General features: G+C 64.3%; 27 protein-coding genes and 1 riboswitch. Of the genes, 15 read left to right on the forward strand and 12 right to left on the reverse strand.

The features are described 5' to 3' along the window. Positions 1-75: 75 nt before the first annotated feature. The 3 genes from ahcY to ACWKWX_RS03735 form a co-directional block, all read right to left on the reverse strand. Entirely contained in the window at positions 76-1,485 is a 1,410-nt protein-coding gene (gene ahcY / locus ACWKWX_RS03725) for an adenosylhomocysteinase (RefSeq protein ID WP_416427311.1), read from the reverse strand. A gap of 21 nt (positions 1,486-1,506) precedes the next feature. Then, positions 1,507-1,611: riboswitch (S-adenosyl-L-homocysteine riboswitch) on the reverse strand. Between the two features lie 99 nt (positions 1,612-1,710). Continuing rightward, the gene (locus ACWKWX_RS03730) at positions 1,711-2,157 is read right to left on the reverse strand and encodes a hypothetical protein (RefSeq protein ID WP_483827050.1); all 447 of its coding nucleotides are present in this window, start codon (positions 2,155-2,157) and stop codon (positions 1,711-1,713) included. A 60-nt stretch (positions 2,158-2,217) separates the two neighbouring features. Next, positions 2,218-2,724, reverse strand: a complete 507-nt coding sequence (locus ACWKWX_RS03735; protein ID WP_416427309.1) for an inclusion body family protein — start codon at positions 2,722-2,724, stop codon at positions 2,218-2,220. A 210-nt stretch (positions 2,725-2,934) separates the two neighbouring features. Between ACWKWX_RS03735 and ACWKWX_RS03740 the strand changes: the two genes are divergently transcribed. Continuing rightward, on the forward strand, positions 2,935-3,336 hold the full coding sequence (locus tag ACWKWX_RS03740) for an acyl-CoA thioesterase (RefSeq protein WP_416427307.1): 402 nt from the start codon (positions 2,935-2,937) through the stop codon (positions 3,334-3,336). Positions 3,337-3,457: 121 nt separating this feature from the next. Here the strand turns inward: ACWKWX_RS03740 and ACWKWX_RS03745 are convergent, their stop codons facing one another. Continuing rightward, positions 3,458-4,714 (reverse strand): cation:proton antiporter, encoded by a 1,257-nt coding sequence (locus ACWKWX_RS03745; RefSeq protein ID WP_416427306.1) that lies wholly within the window; start codon positions 4,712-4,714, stop codon positions 3,458-3,460. 202 nt (positions 4,715-4,916) lie between these two features. Here ACWKWX_RS03745 and ACWKWX_RS03750 point away from each other — a divergent pair, with 202 nt between their 5' ends. The 3 genes from ACWKWX_RS03750 to ACWKWX_RS03760 are packed head-to-tail and all read left to right on the forward strand — an operon-like array spanning position 4,917 to position 6,612. After that, positions 4,917-5,750 (forward strand): EamA family transporter, encoded by an 834-nt coding sequence (locus tag ACWKWX_RS03750; RefSeq protein ID WP_416427305.1) that lies wholly within the window; start codon positions 4,917-4,919, stop codon positions 5,748-5,750. Between the two features lie 15 nt (positions 5,751-5,765). Further along, a complete protein-coding gene (locus ACWKWX_RS03755) occupies positions 5,766-6,152 on the forward strand; it encodes an MAPEG family protein (protein WP_416427304.1) in 387 nt (128 codons plus the stop codon). 10 nt (positions 6,153-6,162) lie between these two features. Then, the gene (locus tag ACWKWX_RS03760) at positions 6,163-6,612 is read left to right on the forward strand and encodes a c-type cytochrome (RefSeq protein ID WP_473004751.1); all 450 of its coding nucleotides are present in this window, start codon (positions 6,163-6,165) and stop codon (positions 6,610-6,612) included. 7 nt (positions 6,613-6,619) lie between these two features. Here ACWKWX_RS03760 and ACWKWX_RS03765 read toward each other — a convergent pair whose 3' ends face one another. From ACWKWX_RS03765 to ACWKWX_RS03785, 5 genes are all read right to left on the reverse strand, one after another. Further along, a complete protein-coding gene (locus tag ACWKWX_RS03765) occupies positions 6,620-7,018 on the reverse strand; it encodes a DUF1090 domain-containing protein (RefSeq protein WP_416427302.1) in 399 nt (132 codons plus the stop codon). Between the two features lie 155 nt (positions 7,019-7,173). Further along, on the reverse strand, positions 7,174-8,814 hold the full coding sequence (gene ligB, locus ACWKWX_RS03770; RefSeq protein WP_483827051.1) for an NAD-dependent DNA ligase LigB: 1,641 nt from the start codon (positions 8,812-8,814) through the stop codon (positions 7,174-7,176). A 90-nt stretch (positions 8,815-8,904) separates the two neighbouring features. Further along, positions 8,905-9,153 carry a hypothetical protein gene (locus ACWKWX_RS03775; protein WP_416427300.1) on the reverse strand — a complete coding sequence of 83 codons (249 nt, stop codon included), beginning with the start codon at positions 9,151-9,153 and terminating at the stop codon, positions 8,905-8,907. Positions 9,154-9,263: 110 nt separating this feature from the next. Next, positions 9,264-10,454: a methionine adenosyltransferase gene (gene metK / locus ACWKWX_RS03780; RefSeq protein WP_416427299.1), complete on the reverse strand. Its 1,191-nt coding sequence runs from the start codon at positions 10,452-10,454 to the stop codon at positions 9,264-9,266. An 18-nt stretch (positions 10,455-10,472) separates the two neighbouring features. Then, a complete protein-coding gene (locus tag ACWKWX_RS03785) occupies positions 10,473-11,468 on the reverse strand; it encodes an ArsR/SmtB family transcription factor (RefSeq protein WP_473004747.1) in 996 nt (331 codons plus the stop codon). 259 nt (positions 11,469-11,727) lie between these two features. Here ACWKWX_RS03785 and tkt point away from each other — a divergent pair, with 259 nt between their 5' ends. The 7 genes from tkt to ACWKWX_RS03820 all read left to right on the forward strand — a co-directional run bounded on the left by tkt (position 11,728) and on the right by ACWKWX_RS03820 (position 19,150). Further along, the gene (tkt, locus tag ACWKWX_RS03790; RefSeq protein ID WP_483827052.1) at positions 11,728-13,725 is read left to right on the forward strand and encodes a transketolase; all 1,998 of its coding nucleotides are present in this window, start codon (positions 11,728-11,730) and stop codon (positions 13,723-13,725) included. Positions 13,726-13,894: 169 nt separating this feature from the next. Beyond that, on the forward strand, positions 13,895-14,953 hold the full coding sequence (epd, locus tag ACWKWX_RS03795; RefSeq protein ID WP_416427295.1) for an erythrose-4-phosphate dehydrogenase: 1,059 nt from the start codon (positions 13,895-13,897) through the stop codon (positions 14,951-14,953). Positions 14,954-14,965: 12 nt separating this feature from the next. Continuing rightward, positions 14,966-16,129, forward strand: a complete 1,164-nt coding sequence (locus ACWKWX_RS03800) for a phosphoglycerate kinase (protein ID WP_483827053.1) — start codon at positions 14,966-14,968, stop codon at positions 16,127-16,129. Between the two features lie 33 nt (positions 16,130-16,162). Continuing rightward, positions 16,163-16,381: a hypothetical protein gene (locus ACWKWX_RS03805; protein WP_416427293.1), complete on the forward strand. Its 219-nt coding sequence runs from the start codon at positions 16,163-16,165 to the stop codon at positions 16,379-16,381. A 99-nt stretch (positions 16,382-16,480) separates the two neighbouring features. Next, positions 16,481-16,804: an MliC family protein gene (locus ACWKWX_RS03810; RefSeq protein ID WP_416427292.1), complete on the forward strand. Its 324-nt coding sequence runs from the start codon at positions 16,481-16,483 to the stop codon at positions 16,802-16,804. Positions 16,805-16,907: 103 nt separating this feature from the next. Further along, positions 16,908-17,972 (forward strand): class II fructose-bisphosphate aldolase, encoded by a 1,065-nt coding sequence (fba, locus tag ACWKWX_RS03815; protein ID WP_416427291.1) that lies wholly within the window; start codon positions 16,908-16,910, stop codon positions 17,970-17,972. A gap of 161 nt (positions 17,973-18,133) precedes the next feature. Continuing rightward, on the forward strand, positions 18,134-19,150 hold the full coding sequence (locus ACWKWX_RS03820) for a PI-PLC domain-containing protein (protein ID WP_483827054.1): 1,017 nt from the start codon (positions 18,134-18,136) through the stop codon (positions 19,148-19,150). A 48-nt stretch (positions 19,151-19,198) separates the two neighbouring features. Here the strand turns inward: ACWKWX_RS03820 and ACWKWX_RS03825 are convergent, their stop codons facing one another. After that, positions 19,199-19,870, reverse strand: coding sequence for a polysaccharide lyase family 7 protein (locus ACWKWX_RS03825; RefSeq protein ID WP_473004744.1), 672 nt, complete (start codon positions 19,868-19,870; stop codon positions 19,199-19,201). Between the two features lie 335 nt (positions 19,871-20,205). On the opposite strand from ACWKWX_RS03825, the gene ACWKWX_RS03830 reads away from it, so the two are divergent. Genes ACWKWX_RS03830 through ACWKWX_RS03840 form a run of 3 tightly spaced genes read left to right on the forward strand, consistent with a single transcriptional unit; the run spans position 20,206 to position 23,186 of the window. Beyond that, entirely contained in the window at positions 20,206-22,326 is a 2,121-nt protein-coding gene (locus tag ACWKWX_RS03830; protein WP_476299811.1) for a putative bifunctional diguanylate cyclase/phosphodiesterase, read from the forward strand. 48 nt (positions 22,327-22,374) lie between these two features. Then, complete coding sequence (locus ACWKWX_RS03835; RefSeq protein ID WP_473004743.1) at positions 22,375-22,872, forward strand: YgjP-like metallopeptidase domain-containing protein; 498 nt, start codon at positions 22,375-22,377, stop codon at positions 22,870-22,872. A gap of 17 nt (positions 22,873-22,889) precedes the next feature. Continuing rightward, on the forward strand, positions 22,890-23,186 hold the full coding sequence (locus tag ACWKWX_RS03840; RefSeq protein WP_483827055.1) for a winged helix-turn-helix domain-containing protein: 297 nt from the start codon (positions 22,890-22,892) through the stop codon (positions 23,184-23,186). A gap of 82 nt (positions 23,187-23,268) precedes the next feature. On the opposite strand, the gene ACWKWX_RS03845 is transcribed toward ACWKWX_RS03840, so the two are convergent. Next, entirely contained in the window at positions 23,269-23,724 is a 456-nt protein-coding gene (locus tag ACWKWX_RS03845; protein WP_416427285.1) for a GNAT family N-acetyltransferase, read from the reverse strand. A gap of 157 nt (positions 23,725-23,881) precedes the next feature. On the opposite strand from ACWKWX_RS03845, the gene ACWKWX_RS03850 reads away from it, so the two are divergent. Beyond that, positions 23,882-24,622 carry a substrate-binding periplasmic protein gene (locus ACWKWX_RS03850; RefSeq protein ID WP_483827056.1) on the forward strand — a complete coding sequence of 247 codons (741 nt, stop codon included), beginning with the start codon at positions 23,882-23,884 and terminating at the stop codon, positions 24,620-24,622. On the opposite strand, the gene yccS is transcribed toward ACWKWX_RS03850, so the two are convergent. Continuing rightward, complete coding sequence (gene yccS, locus ACWKWX_RS03855; protein WP_483827057.1) at positions 24,623-26,815, reverse strand: YccS family putative transporter; 2,193 nt, start codon at positions 26,813-26,815, stop codon at positions 24,623-24,625. Between the last annotated feature and the right edge of the window lie 109 nt (positions 26,816-26,924).

Consider the following 26,924-nt stretch of genomic DNA (forward strand, 5'->3'; position numbering starts at 1 on the left):
CGGACGCCGCCTGGCGGCGGCTGCTACAAGGGAAATCCTCGTAGCAGCTGCCGAAGGCGGCGTCAGGGCCTGCGATCAGTAGCGGTAAGCGTGCGGCTTGAACGGGCCTTCCACGGTCACGCCGATGTAGTCGGCCTGCTGCTTGGTCAGCTTGGTGACCACGCCGCCGAAGCCGCGGACCATTTCCAGGGCCACTTCTTCGTCGAGTTTCTTCGGCAGTACTTCAACGGTCAGGCGCTCGGCTTTCTGGGCTGGCGACAGGTCGGCGAATTTCTGCTCGAACAGGAAGATCTGCGCCAGCACCTGGTTGGCGAACGAACCGTCCATGATGCGGCTTGGGTGGCCAGTGGCGTTGCCCAGGTTCACCAGGCGGCCTTCGGCCAGCAGGATCAGGTAGTCGTCGTTCTGGGCGTCGAAGGCGCCGGCACCGGTACGGTGGATCTTGTGTACCTGTGGCTTCACTTCTTCCCATGCCCAGTTCTTGCGCATGAAGGCAGTGTCGATTTCGTTGTCGAAGTGACCGATGTTGCAGACCACGGCGCGCTTTTTCAGGGCCTTGAGCATGTTCGCGTCGCAGACGTTGACGTTGCCGGTGGTGGTCACGATCAGGTCGATCTTGCCCAGCAGGGCCTTGTCGATGCTGGCTTCGGTGCCGTCGTTTTCACCATTGATGAACGGCGAAACCAGCTCGAAACCGTCCATGCAGGCTTGCATGGCGCAGATCGGGTCGACTTCGGTGACCTTGACGATCATGCCTTCCTGACGCAGGGACTGGGCCGAGCCCTTGCCCACGTCGCCGTAGCCGATCACCAGGGCCTGCTTGCCCGACAGCAGGTGGTCGGTGCCGCGCTTGATGGCGTCGTTCAGGCTGTGACGGCAGCCGTACTTGTTGTCGTTCTTGCTCTTGGTAACCGAGTCGTTGACGTTGATGGCCGGGATCTTCAGTTCGCCCTTGGCCAGCATGTCCAGCAGGCGGTGCACGCCAGTGGTGGTCTCTTCGGTCACGCCGTGGATGCGTTCCAGCATCTGCGGGTATTTCTTGTGCAGGATTTCGGTCAGGTCGCCGCCGTCGTCCAGGATCATGTTGGCGTCCCAAGGCTGGCCATCCTTCAGGATGGTCTGCTCGATGCACCACTCGTACTCTTCCTCGGTCTCGCCTTTCCAGGCGAACACTGGAATACCGGCGGCAGCGATGGCGGCAGCGGCCTGGTCCTGGGTGGAGAAGATGTTGCAGGACGACCAGCGCACTTCGGCACCCAGGGCAACCAGGGTTTCGATCAGCACGGCAGTCTGGATGGTCATGTGGATGCAGCCCAGGATCTTCGCGCCCTTGAGCGGTTGCTCACCGGCGTACTTGCGGCGCAGGCCCATCAGTGCTGGCATTTCCGATTCGGCGATGATGGTCTCGCGGCGGCCCCAGGCGGCCAGGGAGATGTCGGCAACCTTGAAATCGGTGAAACCTGCAGGCGTGTGTACAGCGCTCATGAAGAGCCTCCATTCGTAATGTGCGAATGGGCGCCGTTGTGCGTTTAGAGCCCGTACGGACCAACCGTGCGGGCAACGCCCCATCCGAGCCTGACAGGTATCCCTGCTGCAGCGCCCCTCGGACGGGTGGCGGGAGCGACGCACGTCAGTGCATCGCCGTTTGAAGCGCAGGGATTATAGACGTGCTTGCCTGCCAGCCCAAGAGGCAATGGTCGAAAGTCCTGCTCAAGCCGCGAACTGCAGTTGCAGGGTCAGGGTGAAGAAACCCCTGGGGGTGCAGTCGCGCGCCACCACCCCCAGGCTCAGGGTCAATGTGCAGGCGCCGGGCTGGTTCAGCTGGCAGGTCCAGGCATGGTCGCTGACGGTCTGCAGGGTCAGTTGCAACGGCTCGTTGAAGTCGGGGGCGGGCACCTTGACCTCGCGCACTTGCAGCTGTGGTGGTGAAAGCCCGCCGCTTGCGCCCACGGCCTGCAGCACCAGGGCATCCTCACCCCGGAACCCCAGGCCAGTGGCCCGTAGTATCAGGGTGTCGCCGGTTTCCACGGCATCACAGCCCAGCACGAAGCAGTGCACTGGATCCATTGGGCTGGGCTGGTCGGGCGAGGTGCTGGCGGCCGCAGTGGCGTCGAGGGCGCCCTGGGTGTCGATAATGAAGCTGATGTGTCTGTCCATGATCATCGCTCCTTCGGACCGCCCCAGCAGGGTGGGGCGGCCGTGGCAGTGGGGTGCCGGTCAGTTGTGGATGCTGATGAACGGATCCCACTTGAAGTAGCCGCAAGGCTTGCAGTCGCGGTCCACGATCATGAAGTGGAAGTGATAGGTCACGCGGCCCTCGGACAGCGTTTCGCTGGACCAGTAGAAGTTATCCACCTTCTGGCAGGTGGGCACGCTGGGGTTGCTGGGGTTGGGCAGGGCGATGCTGGCGGTGGCCTTGCGCGGCGTGGGCGGGGAGATCAGCAAATACTTGGGGTCGCTGGTCTCGAACTTGTAGAAGATGACCGCCTTCTCGAAGCCCAGGGACAGGCTGGTCTCGCGCCAGCGGATCAGGTCGCCGACCTGGGCCTTGAGGTCCAGCTCGCCGCCGGCCTGGCCACTGACCACGTTGTCCTGGTTGGTGATCATGTACACGTGCTTCCAGTCAATCATGGTCGGATTGCCTGGATCTTTGCTCGGGTTCGAGTACTTCTGCAGGATGGTCTCGGTGTCGAAGTTGCAGATGACATCGGTAACTCGTGACATGTTCGTGCGTCCTTTGCAAGAAATGGGGTGGACCCCTTTTCTGGTTCCAAACTGCCATTACTGGATCCAATCATTGGGTCCGGGCTTCAGCCTAGCCTTGCACCCGTGGCCGTCAAGAAAGTTTTTGCTATCGCTGGCATGGGTTCCCCGGCGCCGCGCAAAAGCGGATCATAGGGGCATCCTGATATGGCGAAGAGCCAGGAGCGACGCATGAATTTCCACACCCGCAAGTGGGTCAAGCCCGAAGACCTGAACCCCAATGGCACCCTGTTCGGTGGCAGCCTGCTGCGCTGGATTGACGAGGAAGCGGCGATCTACGCCATCGTGCAACTGGGCAACCAGCGCGTGGTGACCAAGTACATCTCGGAGATCAACTTCGTCAGCGCCTCGCGCCAGGGCGACATCATCGAGCTGGGCATCACGGCCACCGAATTCGGCCGGACCTCCATCACCCTGACCTGCGAGGTGCGCAACAAAATCACCCGCAAGAGCATCCTCACCGTGGACAAGATGGTCTTCGTCAATTTGGGCGAGGACGGCCTGCCGGCGCCGCACGGGCGCACGGAGATCCGCTACATCAAGGACCAGTTCGACGCCGAGACTGCGGAATAATCCTTGGCCATGTGGGAGCGGGCTCTGCCCGCGAACGTAACGCCGCATAGTGTCTGAAACACTGCAACGTTTGCTTCGCGGGCAGAGCCCGCTCCCACAAAAACAGCTGCTCCCCGGTAGGTCAGTGTGTTGCCTCTTCGGGCGGGGTATCGCGGGTGACGCTTTTCACCAGCTTGCCGATGCTCAGCCCCTGCAGCAGGATCGACGACAGCACCACGATGTAGGTGATGCTCAGCAGCAGGTCGCGCTCCGGGCCCACCGGCAGCGCCAGGGCCAGCGCCACCGATACGCCACCGCGCAGGCCACCCCAGGTGAGGATGCGGATGGTGCCCTTGGGCACGCTGCGCCAGCGGCGCAACAGCAGGATCGCCGGGGCCACGGTGAGCAGCCGCGACAGCAGGATCGCCACCGCCAGCAGGCTGGACGCGATCACGTGCATCCACGAGAACGGCAACAGCAGCAGTTCCATGCCGATCAGCGCGAACAGCAGCGCGTTGAGCATGTCATCCAGCAGTTCCCAGAAACCGTCCATGTAGCGCCGGGTCATGTCGTTCATGGCCAGCTTGCGCCCCAGGTTGCCGATGATCAGCCCTGCGGTGACCATGGCGATGGGCGCCGACACGTGCAGTTCGTAGCACATGGCCGAGCCACCGATCACCAGTGCCAGGGTCAGCATGACCTCCACCTGGTACTGCTCGATGCTCTTGATCATGCGGTACACCACGTAGCCGATCAGCGCGCCGAACAGCACGCCGCCGATGGCCTCGTGCACGAACAGCATGGCGGTTTCGCCCAGGGTCGGTGTCGCACCCTGCTGGGCGATGCCCAGCAGCACGGTGAACACCACCACCGCGGTGCCATCGTTGAACAGCGATTCGCCGACAATGGTGGTCTTCAGCGGCTTGGAGGCGTTGGCGGTCCGCAGCACGCCCAGCACCGCGATGGGGTCGGTGGGCGAGATCAGCGCGCCGAACAGCAGGCAGTAGAGGAAGCTCACGTGCCAGCCGAACATGCCGAAGATCCAGAACGCCAGCGTGCCGATCACCAGGGTGGCAATCAGCACGCCGAAGGTGGCCAGCAGGCCGATGGGCCAGCGGTAGCTGCGCAGGTCGCTGAGGTTAACGTGCAGGGCGCCGGCGAACAGCAGGAACGCCAGCATCCAGTTCATCAGCAGGTCGCCGAAGTCGATCTGGCCGATCAGGCCCTGCACCCGGGCTTCAAGGCCGGGGTAGCCGAGCACGCTCAAGCCTTGCAGCAACAAGGAGAACATCAGCGCCGTGACCATCACGCCGATGGTGGGGGGCAGGCCGATGAAGCGGAAATTGACGTAGGTGAGAAGGGTGGTAAGGCAGATAAAGGCGGCGACTAACTCGAGCATCCGGGCTCCCATGGTGGTGTGACGGAGTGGCGCGCGCAGGCGCCATGTAGGGGTTGGACGAGCACGTAACTCGTTGTGACACAGGCACGAATGTCGCACTTGTTACAAAGTCTTGCGAAGACCCGCACCGCAGCCTTGGACCCACGCTAAGATAGGCCCGTTCATTTCTCCCCGGCCTCTCGGATGCCTAAGGAAACCCCGCGTGCTCGCCACAGGTTTGGTGCTGTTCGCCGCGTTGCTGCACGCGGCCTGGAATACCCTGGTGAAATTCAGCTCCGAGCGCCTGCTGGTGGTGGCGGCGATGGACTCGGTGGCGCTGTTGCTGGTGGCGGTATTGCTGCCATTCGTGCCCGTGCCACCCGCCGAGATCTGGCCGTGGATGCTGGCGTCCGCCGGCTTCGAGCTGCTGTATCGCTACCTGCTGATCCAGGCCTACAAGGTGGGCGACCTGGGGCTGGTGTACCCGTTGATGCGCGGCCTTTCGCCGTTGATCGTGCTGGGGCTTACCCTGGCGACCGGGGGCGAGGCACTCTCGGGCCATCAGGTGGTCGGAATCCTGTTGATCCCGTGCGGCATGGCGTGCCTGCTGTGGCAGGGCGGCGGCGGTGATCGCCTGCCCTGGCGGATGCTGCCGGTGGTAGGGCTGATTGGCCTGTGCATTGGTTGCTACACCTGGCTGGACGGGCAGGCGATTCGCCGCTGGCCGGAGCCGCTGGGCTACCTGACCTGGCTGACGCTGATCAGCGCCTGGCCGTTCCCGCTGCTGGCGGTGACCACCCGGCGCGCCAGCTTCCGGCACTTCTGGCGCACCCAGTGGCGCATTGGCCTGAGCGTCGGTTTCTTCGTGTTGGCGAGCTACGCCCTGGTGTTGTGGGCGATGCAGTTGGGCTCCATCGCCGAGGCTGCGGCATTGCGCGAGATCAGCGTGATCCTGGTGGTGCTGCTGGGCATGCGTTACCTGAAGGAACCCTTTGGCCGCCCGCGGCTGCTGGCGTGCGCGCTGGTGCTGGTGGGCATGTTGATCATGAAACTTTAACAAGAGATCCGCTAAATGACTGTTGCTTTCTGGTGTGTCCTGATTGCCCTGGTGCTGCCGTTCGTGTGCACCAGCATCGCCAAGTTCAGCGGCGGCAAGTTCGGCCCGCGGCAAAACCATGACCCGCGCACGTTCCTGGCCAACCTCGATGGTTTTGCCAAGCGTGCCCATGCCGCGCAGCTGAACAGTTTCGAGGCGTTCCCGGCGTTCGCGGCCGCGGTGATCATCGCCGACATCTGCCACAACGCCCAGCAGGTGACCATGGACGTGCTGGCGGTGTTGTTCATCACCAGTCGCCTGCTATACATCATCTGCTACCTGGCCGATTGGGCCATGCTGCGCTCGCTGGTGTGGTTCATCGGCCTTGGGTTGATCGCCAGTTTCTTCTTCATTTCCATGTGACCGGGCGCCCATGACCCTCAAGACGTTCACCGTGCTGACCCTGGCGTGCCTGGCCCTGAGCGCCTGCGGCGGCGTGGACCCCAATTCGCCGCTGGGCCAGCGCAAGGCAATCTTCAAGCAGATGCTGCACACCAGCGAGGACATGAACGGCATGCTGTTGGGCCGCTTGAGCTTCGACGGCCCGCAGTTCGCGGCCAGTGCGGTGAAGCTCGACCAGCTGGCGCATCAGCCCTGGCAGCATTTTCCCAAGGTGCGAGAGGAAGACCACACCAGCGCCAAACCCGAGGTGTGGGAGAAACAGGCGCGGTTCCAGCAGCTGGCCCAGGCGCTGGAGGTGTCAACCGGTGAGCTGGTCGAAGCCAGCCGCGCGCAGTCGCTGGCGGCTACTAGCCTCGACGGGCCGATGCAGAAGGTGGAAAACGCCTGCAAGGCCTGCCATCGGGAATTCCGCGACCACTGAGGGCGGGTTATTTGTCCAGCTCGTCCAGGGCTTGCTGCAGTTCCTTGCGGGACTGCGCCAGCTTGTCCTTGCGGCTGTTGATCTTGTCGGCGTCACCTTTCTTCATGGCCTTGTCCAGGTCGGCCTGGCGCTTGGCCACTTCGTGACGGGCGTCGAGCACCTTGTTCTCGCGCTCTTTCTGCAGGCCGGCGTCGGTGCAGTGTTCCTTGTTCTCGGCCAGTGCTTTTTCCAGGCCAGCCTGTTGCGCGCCATTGCCGTGGGCGCGGGCCTGCTCGATCTGTTCGTTGATGGCCTGTTGCTTGGCCGCGCAGCCCTTGAGTTCAGCGGCGTCTTCGTCGGCGGCCAGCAGCGGCGTGGCTACTGCGCAGCACAGGGCGAGCGCTGTGAGGAGAGGTAAGGGTTTCATGGTGACTCCATGTGATGGACTGCGCTATTGGAAAACTAATTGAAGCCTTTGTCTGTAGGAAGTTTCCTTCCGTACCGTAATTATTCCCGTAGCAGCGGCCGCCAGGCCGCGTCCCGGACCCTGCGGCGCTCCCAAGACGCGGCCTGCGGCCACTGCTACGGGAATGCGGGGATGTTGGCGTTGTGCAGCTGTTCGGCCAGCAGTTGCACGTGCGGGTGGTTGAAGAACTCGTGCAGCTGCCGGGCCTTGGTGGCGCCGATGCCGGGCTGTTCACGCCATTGTTCGGGTGTGCGTGATGCCAGGGTCTGCCAGCGGTCCTGAGGGGCCAGCCTGGCTCCGGCAGGCATGCCAAGGGCCCGCAACCATTGCTCCAGGCTGCGCTCGCGGGCCAGGGTGAAGCTGGCGAGCAGGCGTTGCCCGGGTAGTTCGCGCAGTTCCAGCCAGTCCAGCAAGCCCTGCACCTGCCCAGTGTTGATCAGCCGTTGCCAGGTGCCGGGCCCCACGTGCGGCAGATCCAGGCCCTGCTTGCCACTGAGCCAGGCAAGGCGCGCCAGGAACTGGCCTTCACAGCCCGGCTCGGGCTGCCAGCAGCTGAGCCCGTGGTAGCGGCTGCTGTCGGGGGCGGTGACGGCGACGCGGTCCGGGCTGCGCCAGACCAGGCTATTGAAACGGGGGATGGTCAGCCCTGCCAGGTCAATGGCCACCTGGTCGCCGGGGCGAATGTCCAGCGCCTGCCAACGGGCCAGCGAGCCGATGCTGACGCGCTTCACGGTGCGGTCGTCGAGGCGCACCGGCAACAGCTCGAGCACGGGCGTGATGCGGCCGCTGCGGCCGATGCTGAAGGTCACGTCGCGCACCTCGGCCAGGGCTTGGGCGTACGGGTATTTCCAGGCGGCAATCCAGTACGGCACCTTCGCCTGCCAGCGCGAGGCTGGCGGGCGGCGGCTCTGGCGCAGGATCAGGCCGTCGCTGGCGAACGGCAGGGGGCTGGTGTACCACTGCTCGCGCCAATGGCTGGCATCCGCCACCGTCTGGATCGGCTGGCTGTAGGCGGCAGGCTCGGCAAACCCCAGCGCCTGCAGGCCGGCAAGGCGCTCGGGCAGTGTGGCGGGGCCCTCGGGCCAGTCCCAGACAAACAGCCCCAGGTTGGCGCCGTCTTCCATTGACAGGGTGTTGCGCGCCATCAGCCCCGCCACCTTGCTGCGGGCGTTGTCGCTGCCGGCGGTGGCCTGCACGTGCCCTGCGTAGCGCCAGTACAGCTCGCCCTGCAGCACCAGGTCGACAGGTTGTGGCAGGGTGGCCGGAATCGCGCTGATCGAGCGCGCGGCAATGCTCCAGTCCTGCCCGTGCACGCCATCGCCGCGGCTGATCAACTGGTGCAGGCTGCCTTGGCGATAAACCAGGGTGACGGCGACGCCATCGACCTTGGGTTGCACCCACACCTCTTCGCGGCCCTTGAGCCAGGCGGCGACGCTGTGTTGTTCGGCATGTTTGCCCACGCCGGTGTGGACGATGGGGTGAGGTACGGGGCCGGCGGCGGTGGCCAGCGGGGAAGGGGTGGCCGGGGCGTGTTCGGGGAAGCAGCGGCGCCAGTTTTCCAGGCGCAGACGTGACTGGTCGTACAGTTCGTCGGCAATGGCCGAAGCGCCCTGGCGGTGGTAACGATCGTCCCACTGGGTCACCTGCGTCTGCAGGGCACCCATCTGGCGGATGGCCTTGGCAGCGTCCCACGGCGGGCACTCACTGGCGTGAGCAGTGGGCAACAGCAGGGCGAGCAGCAGCAAAAAGACTTTCATCGTCGGCGTCCTTGCACGACTGGGCGAACCCCAAGCCTAGGAAAGCTTTGCTACCGGCGCCCAGCCGTCTGGTTACCGGGTGCTACCGACTCAGCGGTTGGCCGGGGTGTCGCGGTGTTCCTGGTTGCTGTGGGCCGGCGCCTTGCGCGCCTGGACCTTGTGCTTGGGCGCCGGGGCCTTCTTGGTGACGATCTTGTGCTGCGGCGCCTTGTGCACCTGCACCTGGGCGTTGTCGTGGCGGTCAGGCGAGTTGGCCATGGTGGCCATGTTGGCCGCCTGGGCGTTGATGGCAAACAGGCCCAGCAGGGCGGCGGCGGGGGCGAACAGCGAAATGCGCATCGGAACCTCAAAGTCTGAAAATAAACGTTGCCCGTGGAGAGGGCAGGCATAGGAGCGAAAAAGCCCCGGCCAGTTTCCCGGCCGGGGCTTTTTATTTGGTGTCGGTCTTGTTACAGGCCGGCAGCAGCACGCAGCGCGTCGGCGCGGTCGGTGCGTTCCCAGGTGAACGTGGTGAAGGTGTCATTGCCCACGGTCACTTGCTCCGGGGTACGGCCGAAGTGGCCGTAGGCCGCGGTGGCCTGGTACATCGGGTGCAGCAGGTCGAGCATGGTGGTGATCGCGTACGGACGCAGGTCGAAGTGCTCGCGGACCAGGTTGATGATCTTGTCATCGCTGATCTTGCCGGTGCCGAAGGTGTTGATCGAGATCGACGTAGGCTGGGCCACGCCGATGGCGTAGGACACCTGGATCTCGCAACGGTCGGCCAGGCCGGCGGCAACGATGTTCTTGGCCACGTAGCGACCGGCGTAGGCAGCCGAGCGGTCAACCTTGGATGGGTCCTTGCCGGAAAACGCGCCACCGCCGTGGCGGGCCATGCCGCCGTAGCTGTCGACGATGATCTTGCGGCCGGTCAGGCCACAGTCGCCCACCGGGCCACCGATGATGAAGTTGCCGGTAGGGTTGATGTGGAACTGGGTGTCACGGTGCAGCAGCTCGGCCGGGATCACCTTCTTGACGATCTCTTCCATCACGCCTTCACGCAGGTTGGCGTAGGAAACGTCCGGGTTGTGCTGGGTCGACAGCACGATGGCGTCGATGCCCACGACCTTGCCGCCTTCGTAGCGGCAGGTAACCTGGGACTTGGCGTCCGGGCGCAGCCAAGGCAGCAGGCCCGACTTGCGCGCTTCGGCCTGGCGCTCTACCAGGCGGTGCGAGAAGCAGATCGGCGCTGGCATCAGCACGTCGGTCTCGTTGCTGGCGTAGCCGAACATCAGGCCCTGGTCGCCGGCGCCCTGGTCTTCAGGCTTGCTGCGGTCAACGCCCTGGGCGATGTCCACGGACTGCTTGCCGATGATGTTCATCACGGCGCAGGTGGCGCCGTCGAAACCGACTTCGGAGCTGTTGTAGCCGATATCGACGATCACCTTGCGGACGATGTCTTCCAGGTCTACCCAGGCCGAAGTGGTCACTTCGCCAGCGATGATGGCGACACCGGTCTTCACCAGGGTTTCGCACGCGACGCGGGCGAACTTGTCCTGGGTGATGATGGCGTCCAGCACCGCATCAGAAATCTGGTCGGCGATCTTGTCCGGGTGCCCTTCAGAGACGGACTCGGAGGTGAAAAGAGAATATTCGCTCATCTCGACGGTTTCCTAAATTTACCGATGGTGAGTGTCGCCAGCCGGCCGCTGAAAATGACGGACCTGAATCTGGAAACCATTACGTAAGCCTACATACAGGCTTTCCCCGGGAACCAGTCCCGCAGCAGCGGCCCAAAAGGCCAGATCTTCCTGTTCGAAACCCAGCCACAGGTCGCCACAGGCGTCCCGGGCCCAGCTCTGGTTGTGACTGCACAGCTCGGTCACCAGCAGGCTACCGCCCGGTTTTACCCGGGTGGCCAGTTGCTTGAGGGCCTGGGCCGGCTCCGGAAAGTGGTGCAAGACCATGTTCAAGACCACGCAGTGCGCCTGCACGCTGGTGTCGCCCAGGGCGTCGGCCAGGTGCAACTGGACGTTGTCCAGGTTCTCGCGCTGGCACAGCTGGCGGGCCAGGTCGAGCATCTCGGCACTGTTGTCCAGCGCCGTCACCTGGGCAAAGCGGCTGGCCAGGTCGGGCAGGAATGCACCGTCGCCGGGGCCGATCTCCAGGGCGCTGGCCTGGGCATCGAAGCTGAGCTTGTCGAGCAACGCCAGCACGCTGTCGCGGTACTGCGCCAGCCCGGCGATCAGGTCCTGCTGCGCACGGAATTTCTCTTCCATGCGCGAGAAAAAGTGTTCGCTGGTGGCCGCGCGCTGGCGCTGCACCAACGCCATGCGTGCCTCGGCGTCGGCCGGCAGGTCGAGGTCGTCGACCTCGTCCAGCAGCGCCGCGTACAGGCGGCCGCCCAGCGCGCCGGTGTCGGGCAGGGCGCGGCGATAGAAGATCGCGTTGCCTTCGCGGCGGGTGGCCACCAGGCCTGCCTGGGCCAGCACCTTGAGGTGGTGGCTCATGCCCGACTGGCCGATGGCGAAGATCTGCGCCAGTTCCAGCACGCCGAACGAGTCGCTGGCCAGGGCGCGCAAGACGTTCAGCCGCAGCGGGTCGCCGCCGGCCTTGCACAGGGCGGCCAGCTCGTCGCTGTATTCGTGGCGGATCGCGGGCGCAGGTAGATTCATAGGGTCGGCAGTCTAGTCAGCGAAATGCCACCCCGCAAGACCAATATCAAAAAGTTTTGATATTGGTCGATGGATGGAATCCCTGGCCGGCAAAAGGGGTCCACTGCAGGTATACGTTGCAGGCCGATCGACATTTAGGCTCCGCAAGGCAGGAAAAACGCTGCGCAATGACTATCTGTCATTGCCCAGAGACGTGGCCTGGGGGAAAATGCCGGTCTTTTCGAAATCCGTACTTTTTATAAAGCCCAGGAGATAAGCGATGCCCAGCCGTCGTGAGCGTGCCAACGCCATTCGTGCCCTCAGCATGGATGCCGTGCAAAAAGCCAACAGCGGCCATCCCGGTGCCCCCATGGGCATGGCGGATATCGCCGAAGTGCTTTGGCGTGACTTCTTGAAGCACAACCCGACCAATCCGTCGTTCGCCAACCGCGACCGTTTCGTGATGTCCAATGGTCACGGTTCGATGCTCGTCTACTCGCTGCTGCACCTGACCGGTTACGACCTGTCGATCGACGATCTGAAAAACTTCCGCCAGCTGCACAGCCGTACCCCGGGCCACCCGGAATTCGGCTACACCCCGGGTGTGGAAACCACCACCGGCCCATTGGGCCAAGGCCTGGCCAACGCCGTCGGCTTCGCCATCGCCGAAAAGACCCTGGGCGCCCAGTTCAACCGCCCAGGCCACAACATCGTCGACCACCACACCTACGTGTTCCTGGGTGATGGCTGCATGATGGAAGGCATCTCCCACGAAGTCGCCTCCCTGGCCGGTACCCTGGACCTGGGCAAGCTGATCGCCTTCTACGACGACAACGGCATTTCCATCGACGGCGAAGTCGAAGGCTGGTTCACCGACGACACGCCGAAGCGTTTCGAAGCCTACAACTGGCAGGTGATCCGCAACGTCGACGGCCATGACGCCGACGAGATCAAGACCGCCATCGAGACCGCCCGCAAGAGCGACCGTCCGACCCTGATCTGCTGCAAGACCACCATCGGCTTCGGTTCGCCGAACAAGCAGGGCAAGGAAGAGTCCCACGGCGCGCCACTGGGTGCCGAGGAAATCGCCCTGACCCGCGCCGCGCTGAAGTGGAACCACGGTCCTTTCGAAATCCCGGCCGACATCTACGCCGAATGGGACGCCAAGGAAGCCGGCCGCGCGCTGGAAGCCGACTGGGACCAGCGCTTCGCCGCCTACTCCGCCGCACACCCTGAGCTGGCCAACGAGTTCATCCGCCGCATGGCCGGCGAGCTGCCAGCCGACTTCGCCGCAAAGGCCGACGCCTGGATCGCCGAAGTGGTTGCCAAGGGCGAGACCATCGCCAGCCGCAAGGCCAGCCAGAACGCCCTGAACGCCTACGGCCCGCTGCTGCCTGAACTGCTGGGCGGTTCGGCTGACCTGGCCGGTTCCAACCTGACCTTCTGGAAGGGCAGCAAGAGCGTCAGCGCCGAAGAGCCAGGTGGCAACTACCTGCACTACGGCGTACGCGAGTTCGGCATGGGCGCCATCATGAACGGTATCGCCCTGCACGGCGGTTTCGTGCCCTACGGCGCCACCTTCCTGATCTTCATGGAATACTGCCGCAACGCCGTGCGCATGTCGGCCCTGATGAAGAAGCGCGTGCTGTACGTGTTCACCCACGACTCCATCGGCCTGGGCGAAGACGGCCCTACCCACCAGCCGATCGAGCAGCTGGCCAGCCTGCGCTGCACCCCGAACCTGGACACCTGGCGCCCAGCCGACGCCGTTGAATCGGCAGTGGCCTGGAAGCACGCCATCCAGCGCAACGACGGTCCTTCGGCGCTGATCTTCAGCCGCCAGAACCTGCAGAACCAGCCGCGCGATGCCGCGCAACTGGCTGACATCGCCCGCGGTGGCTACATCCTCAAGGACTGCGACGGCGAGCCGGAGCTGATCCTGATCGCCACCGGTTCCGAAGTTGACCTGGCCGTGAAGGCCCAGGCCAAGCTGACCGAGCAGGGCCGCAAGGTTCGCGTGGTGTCGATGCCGTGCACCAGCGTGTTCGAAGCCCAGGACGCCAGCTACAAGCAGGCCGTGCTGCCACTGGAAGTCAGCGCGCGCATCGCCATCGAGGCCGCGCACGCCGACTACTGGTACAAGTACGTGGGCCTGGAAGGCCGCGTCATCGGCATGACCACCTTCGGCGAGTCGGCCCCTGCGGCCGCCCTGTTCGAAGAGTTCGGCTTCACCGTCGACAACATCGTCGGTACTGCCGAAGAACTGCTGGAAGACTGATGTAAGGCCTGCCCTGCGGGGCAGGTGCTCCATGCTGGTTCTTGTGGGAGCTGGCTTGCCAGCGAGCTTTTAGGGCCCCTGAAAAGCTCGCTGGCAAGCCAGCTCCCACAACAGCATTTGCACTGCAGCTTGCATAAAGGTTTGAACCATTGTTTTCAGTGAGCACCTCATGCCCCAGCCACGCCCCTATAAAGTTGCACTCAATGGCTACGGCCGTATCGGCCGTTGCGTCATGCGTGCGTTGTACGAGCGCGGCGCCGAAGCGGGCTTCGAGGTGGTTGCCATCAACGACCTGGCCGACATGGCCAGTCTCGAATACCTGACACGCTTCGACTCCACCCACGGCCGTTTCCCCGGCCAGGTGCGCAGCGAAGGCGACTGTCTGATGATCAATGGCGACTGCGTGAAAGTACTGCGCAGCGCCAGCCCCGAGGGCATCGACTGGGCGGCGCTTGACGTCGACCTGGTACTAGAATGCTCCGGGGCGTGGCATACCCGTGCCGACGGCCAGCGTTTCCTCGACGCCGGCGCCCCACGGGTGCTGTTCTCCCAGCCCATGGCCAGCGAGACCGATGTCGACGCCACTGTGGTGTTCGGCATCAACCAGCAGGTATTGACCGGTACCGAGACGCTGGTGTCCAACGCTTCCTGCACCACCAACTGCAGCGTGCCGTTGCTGCGGTTGCTGGATGAGGCCCTGGGCCTGGAGTACATCTCGATCACCACGATCCATTCGGCCATGAATGACCAGCCGGTGATCGATGCCTACCATGCCGAGGACCTGCGCCGCACCCGCTCGGCCTTCCAGTCGATCATCCCGGTGTCCACCGGGCTGGCGCGCGGAATAGAGCGGTTGCTGCCGGAACTCGGCGGCCGAATCCAGGCCAAAGCAGTGCGCGTGCCGACAGTGAATGTGTCGTGCCTGGACATCACCTTGCAGGTGCGCCGGGACACCGACGCCGCGGAGGTCAATCGCATCCTCCACGACGCCGCCCTCACTGGCCCGCTCAAAGGGCTGGTGGCCTACACCGAGCTGCCGCACGCCAGCTGTGATTTCAACCATGACCCGCATTCGGCCATCGTCGATGCCAGCCAGACCCGTGTATCAGGCCCGCGCCTGGTGAACATCCTGGCCTGGTTCGACAACGAATGGGGCTTTGCCAATCGGATGCTCGACGTCGCGGAGCACTTCCTGTACGTCGTCAACCAACAATTAAAACAGGCTTGAAGGACTGAACACATGACAGTGTTGAAGATGACCGACCTCGATCTGCAAGGTAAGCGCGTGCTGATCCGCGAAGACCTCAACGTTCCCGTGAAAGACGGTGTGGTCACCAGCGACGCGCGTATCCTGGCCTCGCTGCCAACCATCAAGCTGGCGCTGGAGAAAGGCGCAGCAGTGATGGTCTGCTCGCACCTGGGCCGTCCCACCGAAGGCGAGTTCTCCGCCGAGAACAGCCTGAAGCCGGTGGCCGACTACCTGAGCAAGGCCATGGGCCGCGACGTGCCGCTGGTGGCTGACTACCTGGGCGGCGTCGACGTCAAGGCCGGCGACCTGGTGCTGTTCGAGAACGTGCGCTTCAACAAGGGCGAGAAAAAGAACGCCGACGAGCTGGCGCAGCAATACGCCGCCCTGTGCGACGTGTTCGTCATGGACGCCTTCGGCACTGCCCACCGCGCCGAGGGCTCGACCCACGGCGTGGCCAAGTTCGCCAAGGTAGCCGCCGCAGGCCCGCTGCTGGCCGCCGAGCTGGACGCGCTGGGCAAGGCCCTGGGCGCCCCGGCCAAGCCGATGGCCGCCATCGTCGCCGGTTCCAAGGTGTCCACCAAGCTGGACGTGCTCAACAGCCTCAGCCAGATCTGCGACCAGCTGATCGTCGGCGGCGGCATCGCCAACACCTTCCTGGCCGCGGCTGGCCACAAGGTCGGCAAGTCGCTGTACGAGCCGGACCTGCTGGACACCGCCCGCGCCATCGCCGCCAAGGTCAGCGTGCCGCTGCCGGTGGACGTGGTGGTGGCCAAGCAGTTCGCCGAAACCGCCGAAGCCACCGTCAAGCTGATCGCCGACGTGGCCGATGACGACATGATCCTGGACATCGGCCCGCAGACCGCCGAGCAGTTCGCCCAGCTGCTGAAATCGTCGAAGACCATCCTGTGGAACGGCCCGGTGGGCGTGTTCGAGTTCGACCAGTTCGGCAACGGCACCAAGGTGCTGGCCAAGGCCATCGCCGAGAGCCCGGCGTTCTCCATCGCCGGCGGCGGCGACACCCTGGCGGCCATCGACAAGTACGGCGTGTCCAAGGACATCTCCTACATTTCCACCGGTGGCGGCGCTTTCCTCGAGTTCGTCGAGGGCAAGGTGCTGCCGGCCGTCGAGATGCTGGAGCAGCGGGCCAAGGCCTGATACGCCATGCGCGAATGGAAAGGGAGCGTCCAGATGACCAAGGCATTGCCGCTGTTGTTGCTGGCTGGCGTGCTCGCCGGGTGCGCCGGCAAGCCGGCGCCCGCTGCAGCCGAGCAGGTGCCCGGCAAGGGCGGCTGCTACCAGGCTGACTGGCAGGCCGAGACCGCGCCGGTCATCAACAAGCGCCTGGGCCCGGATGGCCTGGAAAAGTACGACCCTGAACACCAGGCCCCGGGGCAAGGTTGCCCCTGAGCCGACCGCGGGTCGGAACAACTGGCGGGCTTTTCAGTCCGATGGAACTGAGCGGCGGGCCTGCGTGCCTGCCGCCATGCTGCAACCCGAGGAAGTACAATGAAAGGCTTCATGGCCCTTGTGGCGTTTGCAGTGCTGGGTGGATGTGCAAGTTTCAACCAGGCCCCGGTGTCCGCTGACTGGACACACTGGACCTGCGACAGCCAGGCGACCGTCGATTGGCGCTTCCTGGATGCGGGCAAGAACAGCGTGGAAGTGAAGCTGGGTGGCAGCGACCAGGTCTACCGCCTGAAAGCCGAGCCCGGCGCGTCGGGCGAGCTGTTCAGCGACGGCGTGCTGGCCTTCCACAGCAAAGGTAATGAAGGGCTGGTGTACTGGGTCGCGACCAACGACCTGATTGGCCGGGCCTGCAAGGCCCAGTGATGCAGCGGGTCGGGCACAGGCCCGATCTACACTACTTGAATGGCAGCCGCCGCTTCGGCAGGCTTGCACGATTAACGACCCTCGACCGGGAGATAAACACAAGATGGCACTCATTAGCATGCGCCAGATGCTGGACCACGCCGCAGAGTTCGGCTACGGCGTCCCAGCTTTCAACGTCAACAACCTTGAGCAGATGCGCGCCATCATGGAAGCCGCTGACAAGACTGACTCCCCGGTAATTGTCCAGGCCTCGGCCGGCGCTCGCAAATACGCCGGTGCCCCCTTCCTGCGCCACCTGATCCTGGCCGCCATCGAAGAATTCCCGCACATCCCGGTGTGCATGCACCAGGACCACGGCACCAGCCCTGACGTCTGCCAGCGCTCGATCCAGCTGGGCTTCAGCTCGGTGATGATGGACGGCTCGCTGGGCGAAGACGGCAAGACCCCCACCGACTACGAGTACAACGTGCGCGTCACCCAGCAGACCGTGGCCATGGCCCACGCCTGCGGCGTGTCGGTAGAAGGCGAGCTGGGCTGCCTGGGTTCCCTGGAAACCGGCATGGCCGGTGAAGAAGACGGCATCGGCGCCGAAGGCGTGCTGGACCACAGCCAGATGCTGACCGACCCGGAAGAAGCCGCCGACTTCGTCAAGAAGACCCAGGTGGACGCCCTGGCCATCGCCATCGGCACCAGCCACGGCGCCTACAAGTTCACCAAGCCGCCTACCGGCGACGTGCTGGCCATCGACCGCATCAAGGAAATCCACAAGCGCATCCCTAACACCCACTTGGTGATGCACGGTTCTTCCTCGGTACCGCAAGAGTGGCTGGCGATCATCAACCAGTACGGCGGCGACATTAAAGAAACCTACGGCGTGCCGGTCGAGGAAATCGTCGAGGGCATCAAGCACGGCGTGCGCAAGGTCAACATCGACACCGACCTGCGCCTGGCGTCCACCGGTGCCATGCGCCGCCTGATGGCCACCAACCCGAGCGAGTTCGACCCTCGCAAGTTCTTCGGTGAAACCGTGAAGGCCATGCGCGACGTGTGCATCGCCCGCTACGAAGCCTTCGGCACCGCCGGCAACGCTTCGAAGATCAAGCCGATCTCCCTGGAAGCGATGTTCCAGCGCTACGCCAAGGGCGAGCTGAACGCCAAGGTCAACTAAGCGCCTGGCAACACCCGGAAGCCCCGCCCCGAAAAGGTGGGGCTTTTTTGTGCCCGGCAGGTCTAGAACAACTGCCGGGCCTTGAAGACTTTCTGGATTAAATCGGCCTCGCACACTCCGTAAGTTCGCGTGCACTACTCATGTGAATGAAGGAACGCAGCATGAACAATCTCGTCAATTTCGATGGTCTGGAGCCGCTGCCAGCGGCCAATATCTGCTCGCTGAGCGAGGATGAGCAGGAAACCCTGGCAGGTTGGTGCCCCAATGGCGGGCTGTCGGGAGGTGTCTGCAAGCCGTTCAACAACGTGCGCGAAGACTGGATGAGCCGCTACAGCGGCGCCCGCTCGCTGCGCATTCAGGACTGCATACTGCCGGGCACGCACCACTCGGGTTTCGACAAGGAGGCGGCCAATACCCCCTCCATGGAGACGTGCCAGGATGTATCGCCGTTGAAGCAATTGCGGGCAGGTATCCGTGTGCTGGACCTGCGCGTGCAGTTTTTCTCTGGTTACGGGGCGGGGGATCCACGACGCTTTTCGATTTTCCACAGCACCACCTCCGGCCGTACGGTGGCGAACGACATTCTTGGTGGGCTTGATCAGTTCCGCGCTACGACTGGTTTCAACACCTCGCAGGAAATCGTGATTCTGGATTTCCATGAGTTCAAGAATTTTACCGAAGCCGCTCATCTGGAACTTGCAGGGCTGATCAAGGCCCGGGTGGGCGAGAACCGCCTGGTAACCCCGAGCATGGCCCGCATGACCATCAACCAGATCTGGAATGCCGGCCCGGCCAATACCGTCATCGCCTACAAGCGCGCGGTGCGCGACGCCAAATTCTGGGACGGGGTGAACCAGCGCTGGATCGGTAGTAACACGCCCACCAACAACCAGCTACGCGACTTCATCGCGCGGGTGGGCCGCGAGACCAAGGGCGAGCTGGAACTCAAGTCGGTCCAGGCCTGCAAATACGCGCTGCCGTTCTTCGTGCCCAATGACCGATCCGGCGACCTGATGACCTGGTTCGCCTCGGGGCCGGGCAAGCCGATACTCAACCACTACATCATCAACACCGACTGGTCGCTGCGCCAGCGGCTGGTGGACAACTGCATCCACGGCAACCACTTGCGCGCGCAGAGCCTGCGTTACGCCGAATCACCCCAGGACGCCGCCCCGTAGCAGCGGCCGCAGGCCGCGTCCAAGGCCTGACGCAGCCTGCGGCAGCTGCTACGTGGAGGTATGGGCAATCGCCAGCTTGTAGAACGTCACCGTCCCGCCTTCGGTGGCATCCCCGGTGTTGTCCTGGGTATAGACCCCGGCCTTGAAATACAGCTGCGAGGCCTTCCAGGTGCCGCTGATCTGGTCGGTCCAGGTGTAGCCCGCGGCATCCACGCTCAACTGGCCTCCGGGGCTCAGGTGGATCAGGTAGTTGAATTGCTTGTTCATGGGCACGCCAGTGGCCACCTGGATCACCGTGGGCTCGTCATCGTCCAGGTGGTAGCGCACCTTGGCGACGATGTTGCCGGTCTGGGTCTTGGTCTTGTACTGGTATTCCACCTTGAGCAGCGGCTGGTTGCTGCCGTACACGTGGATCTGGCCGATCACCACCTTGCCCGACGACGGCACCTGGTCGACGGCCAGGGTGGCGCGCAGGGTGTTGTCGGCGGTGGGGTACTGCCAATTGCGCACCGAACCGTCGGCGTTGGCCTCGCGCAGTTCGCAGCGCGGGTAGATGGCGCTGTCGGTGACCGTGCCGGTCACCGGGGCCCAGAAGAACAGGGTGCCGGTATCGGAATGGAAATACTGGTCCTTGAAGCCCGCTACCAGGGTCGGGGTACTGATGGTCTGCGCTGGCGTTCCTTCCGGAACGCTGAGCATCCAGGTCGATAGGTCTATCATGTTGTTGCCTTCCTTTTATCGCGGCGGTCGACTGCCGGAAAACCAACCCGGCCGCTTAGCTCGGGGGTTGAAGAGGGCGCTCTTTATAGAGACCTGAAATTAAATTGTTAATGCTGGCACGTCGATTAGTTGGCGCCAACCTTTCGTCGATTTACCTGCAGGCCTTTGATTTCGGGGGCTGTGGAAAATTACCGTTAGTCGGGTAAGCGATCTTTGGTAGGGTGCTGGCACTTTAACGGCTCCCGCTTCTTTGGATCCCGGTCTAGAGTAAGGAACGATCTGTATCCGGTTTTTGTCATAAAGGCCGGTGCCATATGTCTTGACGAGAAGCATGCATGGAATGCGCGCAATCCCAGCCAAATGACGGCGGCTCAGTGCTACTGGTCGTTGATGACTACCCCGAAAACCTGATCAGCATGCGGGCCTTGCTCGAGCGTCAGGATTGGCGGGTGGTAACGGCCGCTTCCGGTGTGGAAGCCCTGAGCATGCTGCTGGAACATGAAGTCGACCTGGTGCTGCTGGATGTGCAGATGCCAGGCATGGACGGATTCGAAGTGGCCCGCCTGATGCGCGGCAGCCAGCGCACGCGGTTGACCCCGATAATCTTCCTCACCGCCAACGAACAGAACCAGGCCTCGGTGCTCAAGGGCTACGCCAACGGCGCCGTGGATTACCTGTTCAAGCCCTTCGACCCACAGATCCTGCGGCCCAAGGTGCAGGCCCTGCTCGAACAGCAGCGCAACCGCCGCGACCTGCAGCGCCTGAGCCGCGACCTGGAAACCGCCCGTGCCTTCAACGCCTCGGTGCTGGAGAACGCTGCCGAAGGCATCCTGGTGATCGACGAGAAAGGCCGCATCAGTTTCGCCAACCCGGCTATCTCGCGCCTGCTCAACGCCTCGGTGGCCGAGCTTACCGGCGCCGAGCTGCTCAAGTTCGTGGTCAAGCCCACGGTAGGGCAGTGGGCCGACTCCGAGTTCTACCGCGCCTACGCCAACCGCGAGACCTTCCGGGTGCACGACGCGGTGCTGTGCACGGTGTCGGGCCAGCAGCTGCCTGCGGCGCTGTCCTGCGCGCCGCTGCCTGGCGAGCAGCACGCCATGGTGGTGACGGTGCTGGACATGTCGGTGGTGCGCAACCTGCACCAGCAGCTGGAATACCAGGCCGTCACCGACCCGCTGACCGGCCTGCTGAACCGCCGTGGCTTCTACCAGACCGTGGAAAGCGCGCTGGTGCGCAACGAGCGCTCGGACAAGTCCCAGGCACTGCTGTACCTGGACCTGGACGGCTTCAAGCGCATCAATGACAACCACGGCCACGACGCCGGCGACCGGGTGCTGCGCTGGGTGGCCGAGCAGCTCAAGGACTGCCTGCGCAGCTATGACATCGTCGCGCGCATGGGCGGCGACGAGTTCACCGCGCTGCTCGACACCCTCGAATACCCCGAGCAGGCGGCCAAGGTCGCGGAAAAGCTCATCGACCGAGTCTCCATGTGCCAGCAGATCGACGGCCTGGACGTGACGTTGGGCGTCAGCATCGGCATCGCTACATACCCTGAATGTGGTTCCAACCTCGACAGCCTGCTGCGCGCCGCCGACATCGCCATGTACGCGGCCAAGCAGGCCGGGCGCCAGCAGTACCGCTACTACGACCAGGACATGAATGGCCGGGCGCGCTCGCGGCTGATGCTCGAGGACAGCGTCAGCAGCGCCATCGAGAAAAAGGATTTCACCCTGGTCTACCAGCCCCAGGTGGCCATCGCCGACGGCCGCCTGCGCGGTTTCGAGGCGCTGCTGCGCTGGCGCCACCCCAGCGTCGGCGACGTGCCGCCAGGGCTGTTCATTCCGCTGCTGGAAGAGGCCCGGCTGATCAGCCGCCTGACCAGCTGGATCTACCAGCAGGGCGCCGCCCAGCGCCATGCCTGGCGCGACAGCTTCGATGACGGGCTGATTCTCAGCATCAGCCTCAGCAACGCCCAGTTCGCCATGCCTAACCTGGTGCCCGAACTGCAGCGTGCCATCGCCATGAACGGCCTGCAGGCCCAGCAGCTGGAAGTGGAGGTGGTGGAAACCTCGCTGATGCACAATCAGGAGGAGGCCATGCGCCAGCTGCACGAGCTGCACAACCTGGGCGTGCGCGTGGCGCTGGACGACTTCGGCACCGGCCATTGCTCGCTCAAGCTGCTGCGCGACCTGCCCATCGACACCCTCAAGCTCGACCGCCACCTGGTGGCGCGCCTGCCCGAGTCCGAGCGCGACGCGGCCCTGGCCCGCAACGTGATCAGCGTGTGCCGCGACTTCGGCATCACCGTGATCGCCGAGGGCGTGGAGACGCGCGAGCAGTATCAGTGGCTGCGCACAAACGGTTGCGAGCTGGCCCAGGGCTTCATCGTTGCCAAGCCGTTGACCGCCGACGACGCCACCGGCTTCCCGGGCCAGTTCGATTGGGCCACGGTGTAGGCGCGCAATTGGGTACACTGGCGGCTGACTTGATGATGTGTCGCCGCCATGACCACCCCGCTCAAATACCTGCAAGCCTACCCCCAGCACCTGCAAGACCAGGTGCGCACCCTGCTGGCCGAACAGCGCCTGGGTGACTACCTGCAGCAGCGCTACCCCGACCGCCACGACGTGCAGAGCGACAAGGCGCTGTACAGCTACGCGTTGGACCTCAAGCAGGAACACCTGCGCAACGCGCCGAACCTGGACAAGGTGCTATACGACAACCGCCTGGACCTGACCCACCGTGCGCTGGGCCTGCACACGGCGGTGTCACGGGTGCAGGGCGGCAAGCTCAAGGCCAAGAAAGAGATCCGCATCGCCTCGCTGTTCAAGGACGCGGCGCCGCAGTTCCTGAAGATGATCGTGGTGCACGAACTGGCCCACCTGAAGGAATCGGACCACAACAAGGCGTTCTACAAGCTCTGCGAATACATGCAGCCGGGTTACCATCAGCTGGAATTCGACCTGCGCATCTACCTGACCTGGCGCGACCTGGCGCAATGACCGACAAGGAACGTTCGATGGAAGTCAGCAAGACCAAGACCAGCTTTTACCGCCGACTCTACGTGGCCTGGCTGATCGACAGCGGCACCGCCCGCAGCGTGCCGGCCATCACCGAGGCTACCGGCATGCCCCGGCGCACCGCCCAGGACACGCTGCTGGCGTTGGCCGACCTGGACATCGTCTGCGAGTTCGAGCAGGCGGAAGGGGAGCGCAACCACATTGGCCAGTACGTGGTGCGCGATTGGGGAGCGATTGATAAGGCCTGGATCGGCCGCAACCTGGTGGCGATCAAGCAGATCCTGGGCTACCCCTGAGGTGCGCGTCACGGCCATCGCGACCAAGGTCGGCTCCTACACCCGTAGGAGCCGACCTTGGTCGCGATGGCGACGACGCCGATCACACGGCCCGGCGCATGCCGATGTGGGGAATGTCATCCTCCAGGTATTCCTCGCCCTCGGCGACGAAGCCGTACTTGCCGTAGTACCCCTGCAGATGCGCCTGGGCCGACAGGTAGATCGGCGTCTGCGGCCACAGCTTGTCGGCGTGCCACAGCCCCTGCACCAGCAGCTCGTGGCCCAGGCCCTGGCCGCGGGCGGACGGCGCGGTCACCACGCGGCCGATGACCACGTCGCCGTCATGGGCAGTGGGGTCCAGCAGGCGCAGGTAGGCCACCAGCTGGTCGCCCTGCCAGCCCATCAGGTGGCAGGTGTCGCCGTCCAGGTCCAGCCCGTCGACTTCCTGGTACGGACATTGCTGCTCCACCACAAATACTTGGGTGCGCAATTGCAGAATTCGGTACAGCTGGTCGATACCTAGATCGCCATGGTGTTTGCAGACCCATTGGGTGGTCATGTGTACTCCTGGAAAAAACGAAACGCTCGCCAACCGTCATCATAAAGAGACTGGGGGCATCAAGGCCAATTCCGTCGATGTTGAGCTAGGCTCTGTACGGGAATGCAGGCTGCACCACCACGCCGACGGGCCAGGAGCCCGCTACAGGATCTTGAGCATGCTGCACTTGCTTCGAGCCTCGTATTTGCTTGGATTGCTGTTGTTCGCGCAGGTGGCCTGGGCCGATAAATTGCGCCTGGTGGCCGATGCCTGGCCGCCGTTCACCGACGCCACCATGGTCAACGGCGGCCTGGCCACCGAGCTGGTCACCACCGCGCTGGCCCGGGCCGGCTACGCCAGCCAGTTCGAGCAGGTGCCCTGGGCGCGCGCGTTGCTGGGTATCGAGGAAGGCCACTACGACGTGCTGGTCAACGCCTGGTACAACGAGGAGCGCACGCACATCGGCGAGTTCTCCGGCAGCTACCTGCAGAACCGCATCCTGTTCCTCAAGCGCAAGGGCTCGCCCATTACCTTCAGTGGCGACCTCGACGCGTTGCACCCCTACCGTGTGGCGGTGGTGCGCGGCTATGCCTACTCCGGCGCGTTCGACAACGACGACCTGCTGCAGAAGGTGCAGGTACACAACTTCTCCATGGGCGTGCGCATGCTGGCGGCCCAGCGGGTGGAGCTGACGTTGGAGGACGAGTACGTGGCGCGCTATTACCTCAGCCACGAGGTGGCCCGGGTGCGCGACCAGGTGGAGTTCCTGCCGCAGCCGCTGAGCCTCAACCACCTGCACATTCTGGTCAGCCTGAAGAACCCTGACCACGACAAGATCGTCGCCGCCTTCGACAAGGCCATCGGCCAGATGCAGGCCGATGGCAGCTACGCGCGCCTGCTCAAGCAGTACGGCATGTGATCAGGCCGCCGCCGGCGCGGCCTTGTCCTTGATCAGGTGCGCCGCCAGGGTGCGCAGCGGCCCCAGCTGGCGGCAGATCAGTGCCAGTTGCGTCTGCACCAGGCGCTGGCCTTCGTCGATTTCCTCGGGCATCTGCTCCAGCGCGTTGGCCAGGGCTTCCTCGGCGTCGCTGTGCAGCGCCACCGGGGTCTTGTTCGCCAGGCTGGTGGCAATTTCGTCGATGCTGGCGGCCAGGGTCAGGCCGGTGCCCTCGATCAGCTCGCTGCGCACCGGCTCCGGCAGCTCGGTGGCGCGGTGCGCGCCCAGGCCCGACAGGTAGCTGAGCAGCGTGTGCGACAGCACCAGGAAGCGGAAGCCGACGTCGGCTTCCTTGCGGAAGTGCCCCGGCTCCATGAGCATGTTCGCCAGCGTGGTCGACAGCGCCGCGTCGGCGTTGTGGGCGTTGCGGCGCGCCAGGCGGTAGCTGAGGTCGTCGCGCTTGCCCCGGGCGTACTGCTCCAGGATCTGCCGCAGGTAGATGCTGTTGCAGCTCAGGGTGTTGGCCAGCACCTTGTTCAGGCGGCGGCCCTGCCAGTCGGGCAGGAACAGGAACACCGCCATGATGGCGATCAGGCTGCCGATCAGGGTGTCCACCAGGCGCGGCAGGAACAGCCCGTAGCCGTCGCCCACCTGGTTGAAGCAGAACAGCACCATCAGGGTAATGCCCGCCGTGGACACGGTGTAGCGCGTGGTGCGGTTGACGAAGAACACCAGGCCGGCGGCGATGGCGAACATCGACTGGATCAGCGGGCTGGGGAACAGGTCGAACAGCGCCCAGCCCAGGGTCAGGCCGATGGCCGTGCCGACGATGCGCTGGCCCAGTTTGCGGCGGGTGGCGCCGTAGCTGGGCTGGCAGACGAACACTGTGGTCAGCATGATCCAGTAGCTTTGGGTGGTGGGCACCAGGTGCACGATGGCGTAGCACACCGACACCGCCAGGGGCAGGCGCAGGGCGTGGCGGAACAGCAGCGAGGTGGGCGTCAGGTTCTGGCGTACGCGCGCCCACATGTCCTTGAGCGTGCGTGGCGAGCGGTCCAGCAGGCTGCTGTCGCTTTCGTCGGCCAGCTTGTCGGGGTTGCTGGCGTCGCTGAGCAGGCGGTCGAGGGTAGCCAGGTTGGCCGCCAGCGCGCGCAGCGAGCGCAGCAGGCCGCGCCAGGCCGGGTTGCTCTGGATGCGCAGGTGCTCGAGGGAGGCATGCAGGTCGCCCAGGGCCTCGGCGAAGCTGTCGTCGTAGACGAACGGCTGGCGCAGCTGGATCGACTCCGACAGGCGCCGGCAGGCGGCACCCTGCTGGCGCAACAGGCGCTGGCAGCGGAACAGTACGTCGCTGTGGAAGAAGGCTTCGGACAGGGCGTTGTAGGGGTAGTGCGAGGAACTGGCGCGCTCGTGGACGTCCTGCGCCAGGAAGTACAGCTTCAGGTAGCGGCTGATCTTCGACCCCGGCCGGCCGCCGCCCACGCGGTGCAGGATGATTTCCTTGGTGGAGTTGAGCGCCGCCACCACGCGGCCGTTCTGCTTGGCCAGCTCCAGGCGCCGGGCTTCAACGTCCAGGCCGCGGATGGGCTCGAACAGGCTGGCCTTGAGCTTGAGGTAATAGCCCAGTTCGCGGAACAGCTTGGCCAGGGCCTGCTGCACCGGCTGGTTGGCGAACAGCGCCTGCCACAGCACCGACAGCAGCCCGTACCAGGCGGCGCCAGTGACCAGCAGCAGCGGTTCTTCCCAGAAGTTGCTGGTCTCGCCGCCGCGCTGGTCCACGCCGATCATGGTGTACACCGCCACGATCAGCGTGGCGTAGGCCACCGCGTTGTAGCGTTCGCCCAGGGCGCCGAGCATGGTCAGCCCGAAGGCGGCCAGGGCCAGGGCGCAGACGAATAAATAGGGGTAGGGGAACAGCAGCTCCACCGACAGCGCCGAGCAGCTGAAGCACACCAGCGTCACCGCCAGGGCCTTGACCCGGCCCTGCCAGTTGTCGTCGGTCTCGGCCAGGGCGCAGGCAATAATCCCCAGGAAGATCGGGATCAGCGCATGCATTTCCTTCTGGTACCAGCAGAACGCCATGGAGCCGGTGAGGGCGATGAACACCCGCACGCTGTAGCTGAACTTGTCGAGCGCCCAAAGCCGGCGCATGGATTGGCGAAACGAGGTCGATGCCATAGAGGGGGGCGAACCTGTTGGGCAGATGAGCTAAATAGAGCCGTGGCGAGCGGCGATTCTCTGTCGCCGCTCCCTTATTACCAGCAAAATTTGTTCCGGGATACTGCCC

The sequence above is a fragment of the Pseudomonas imperatae genome, assembly GCF_057128625.1.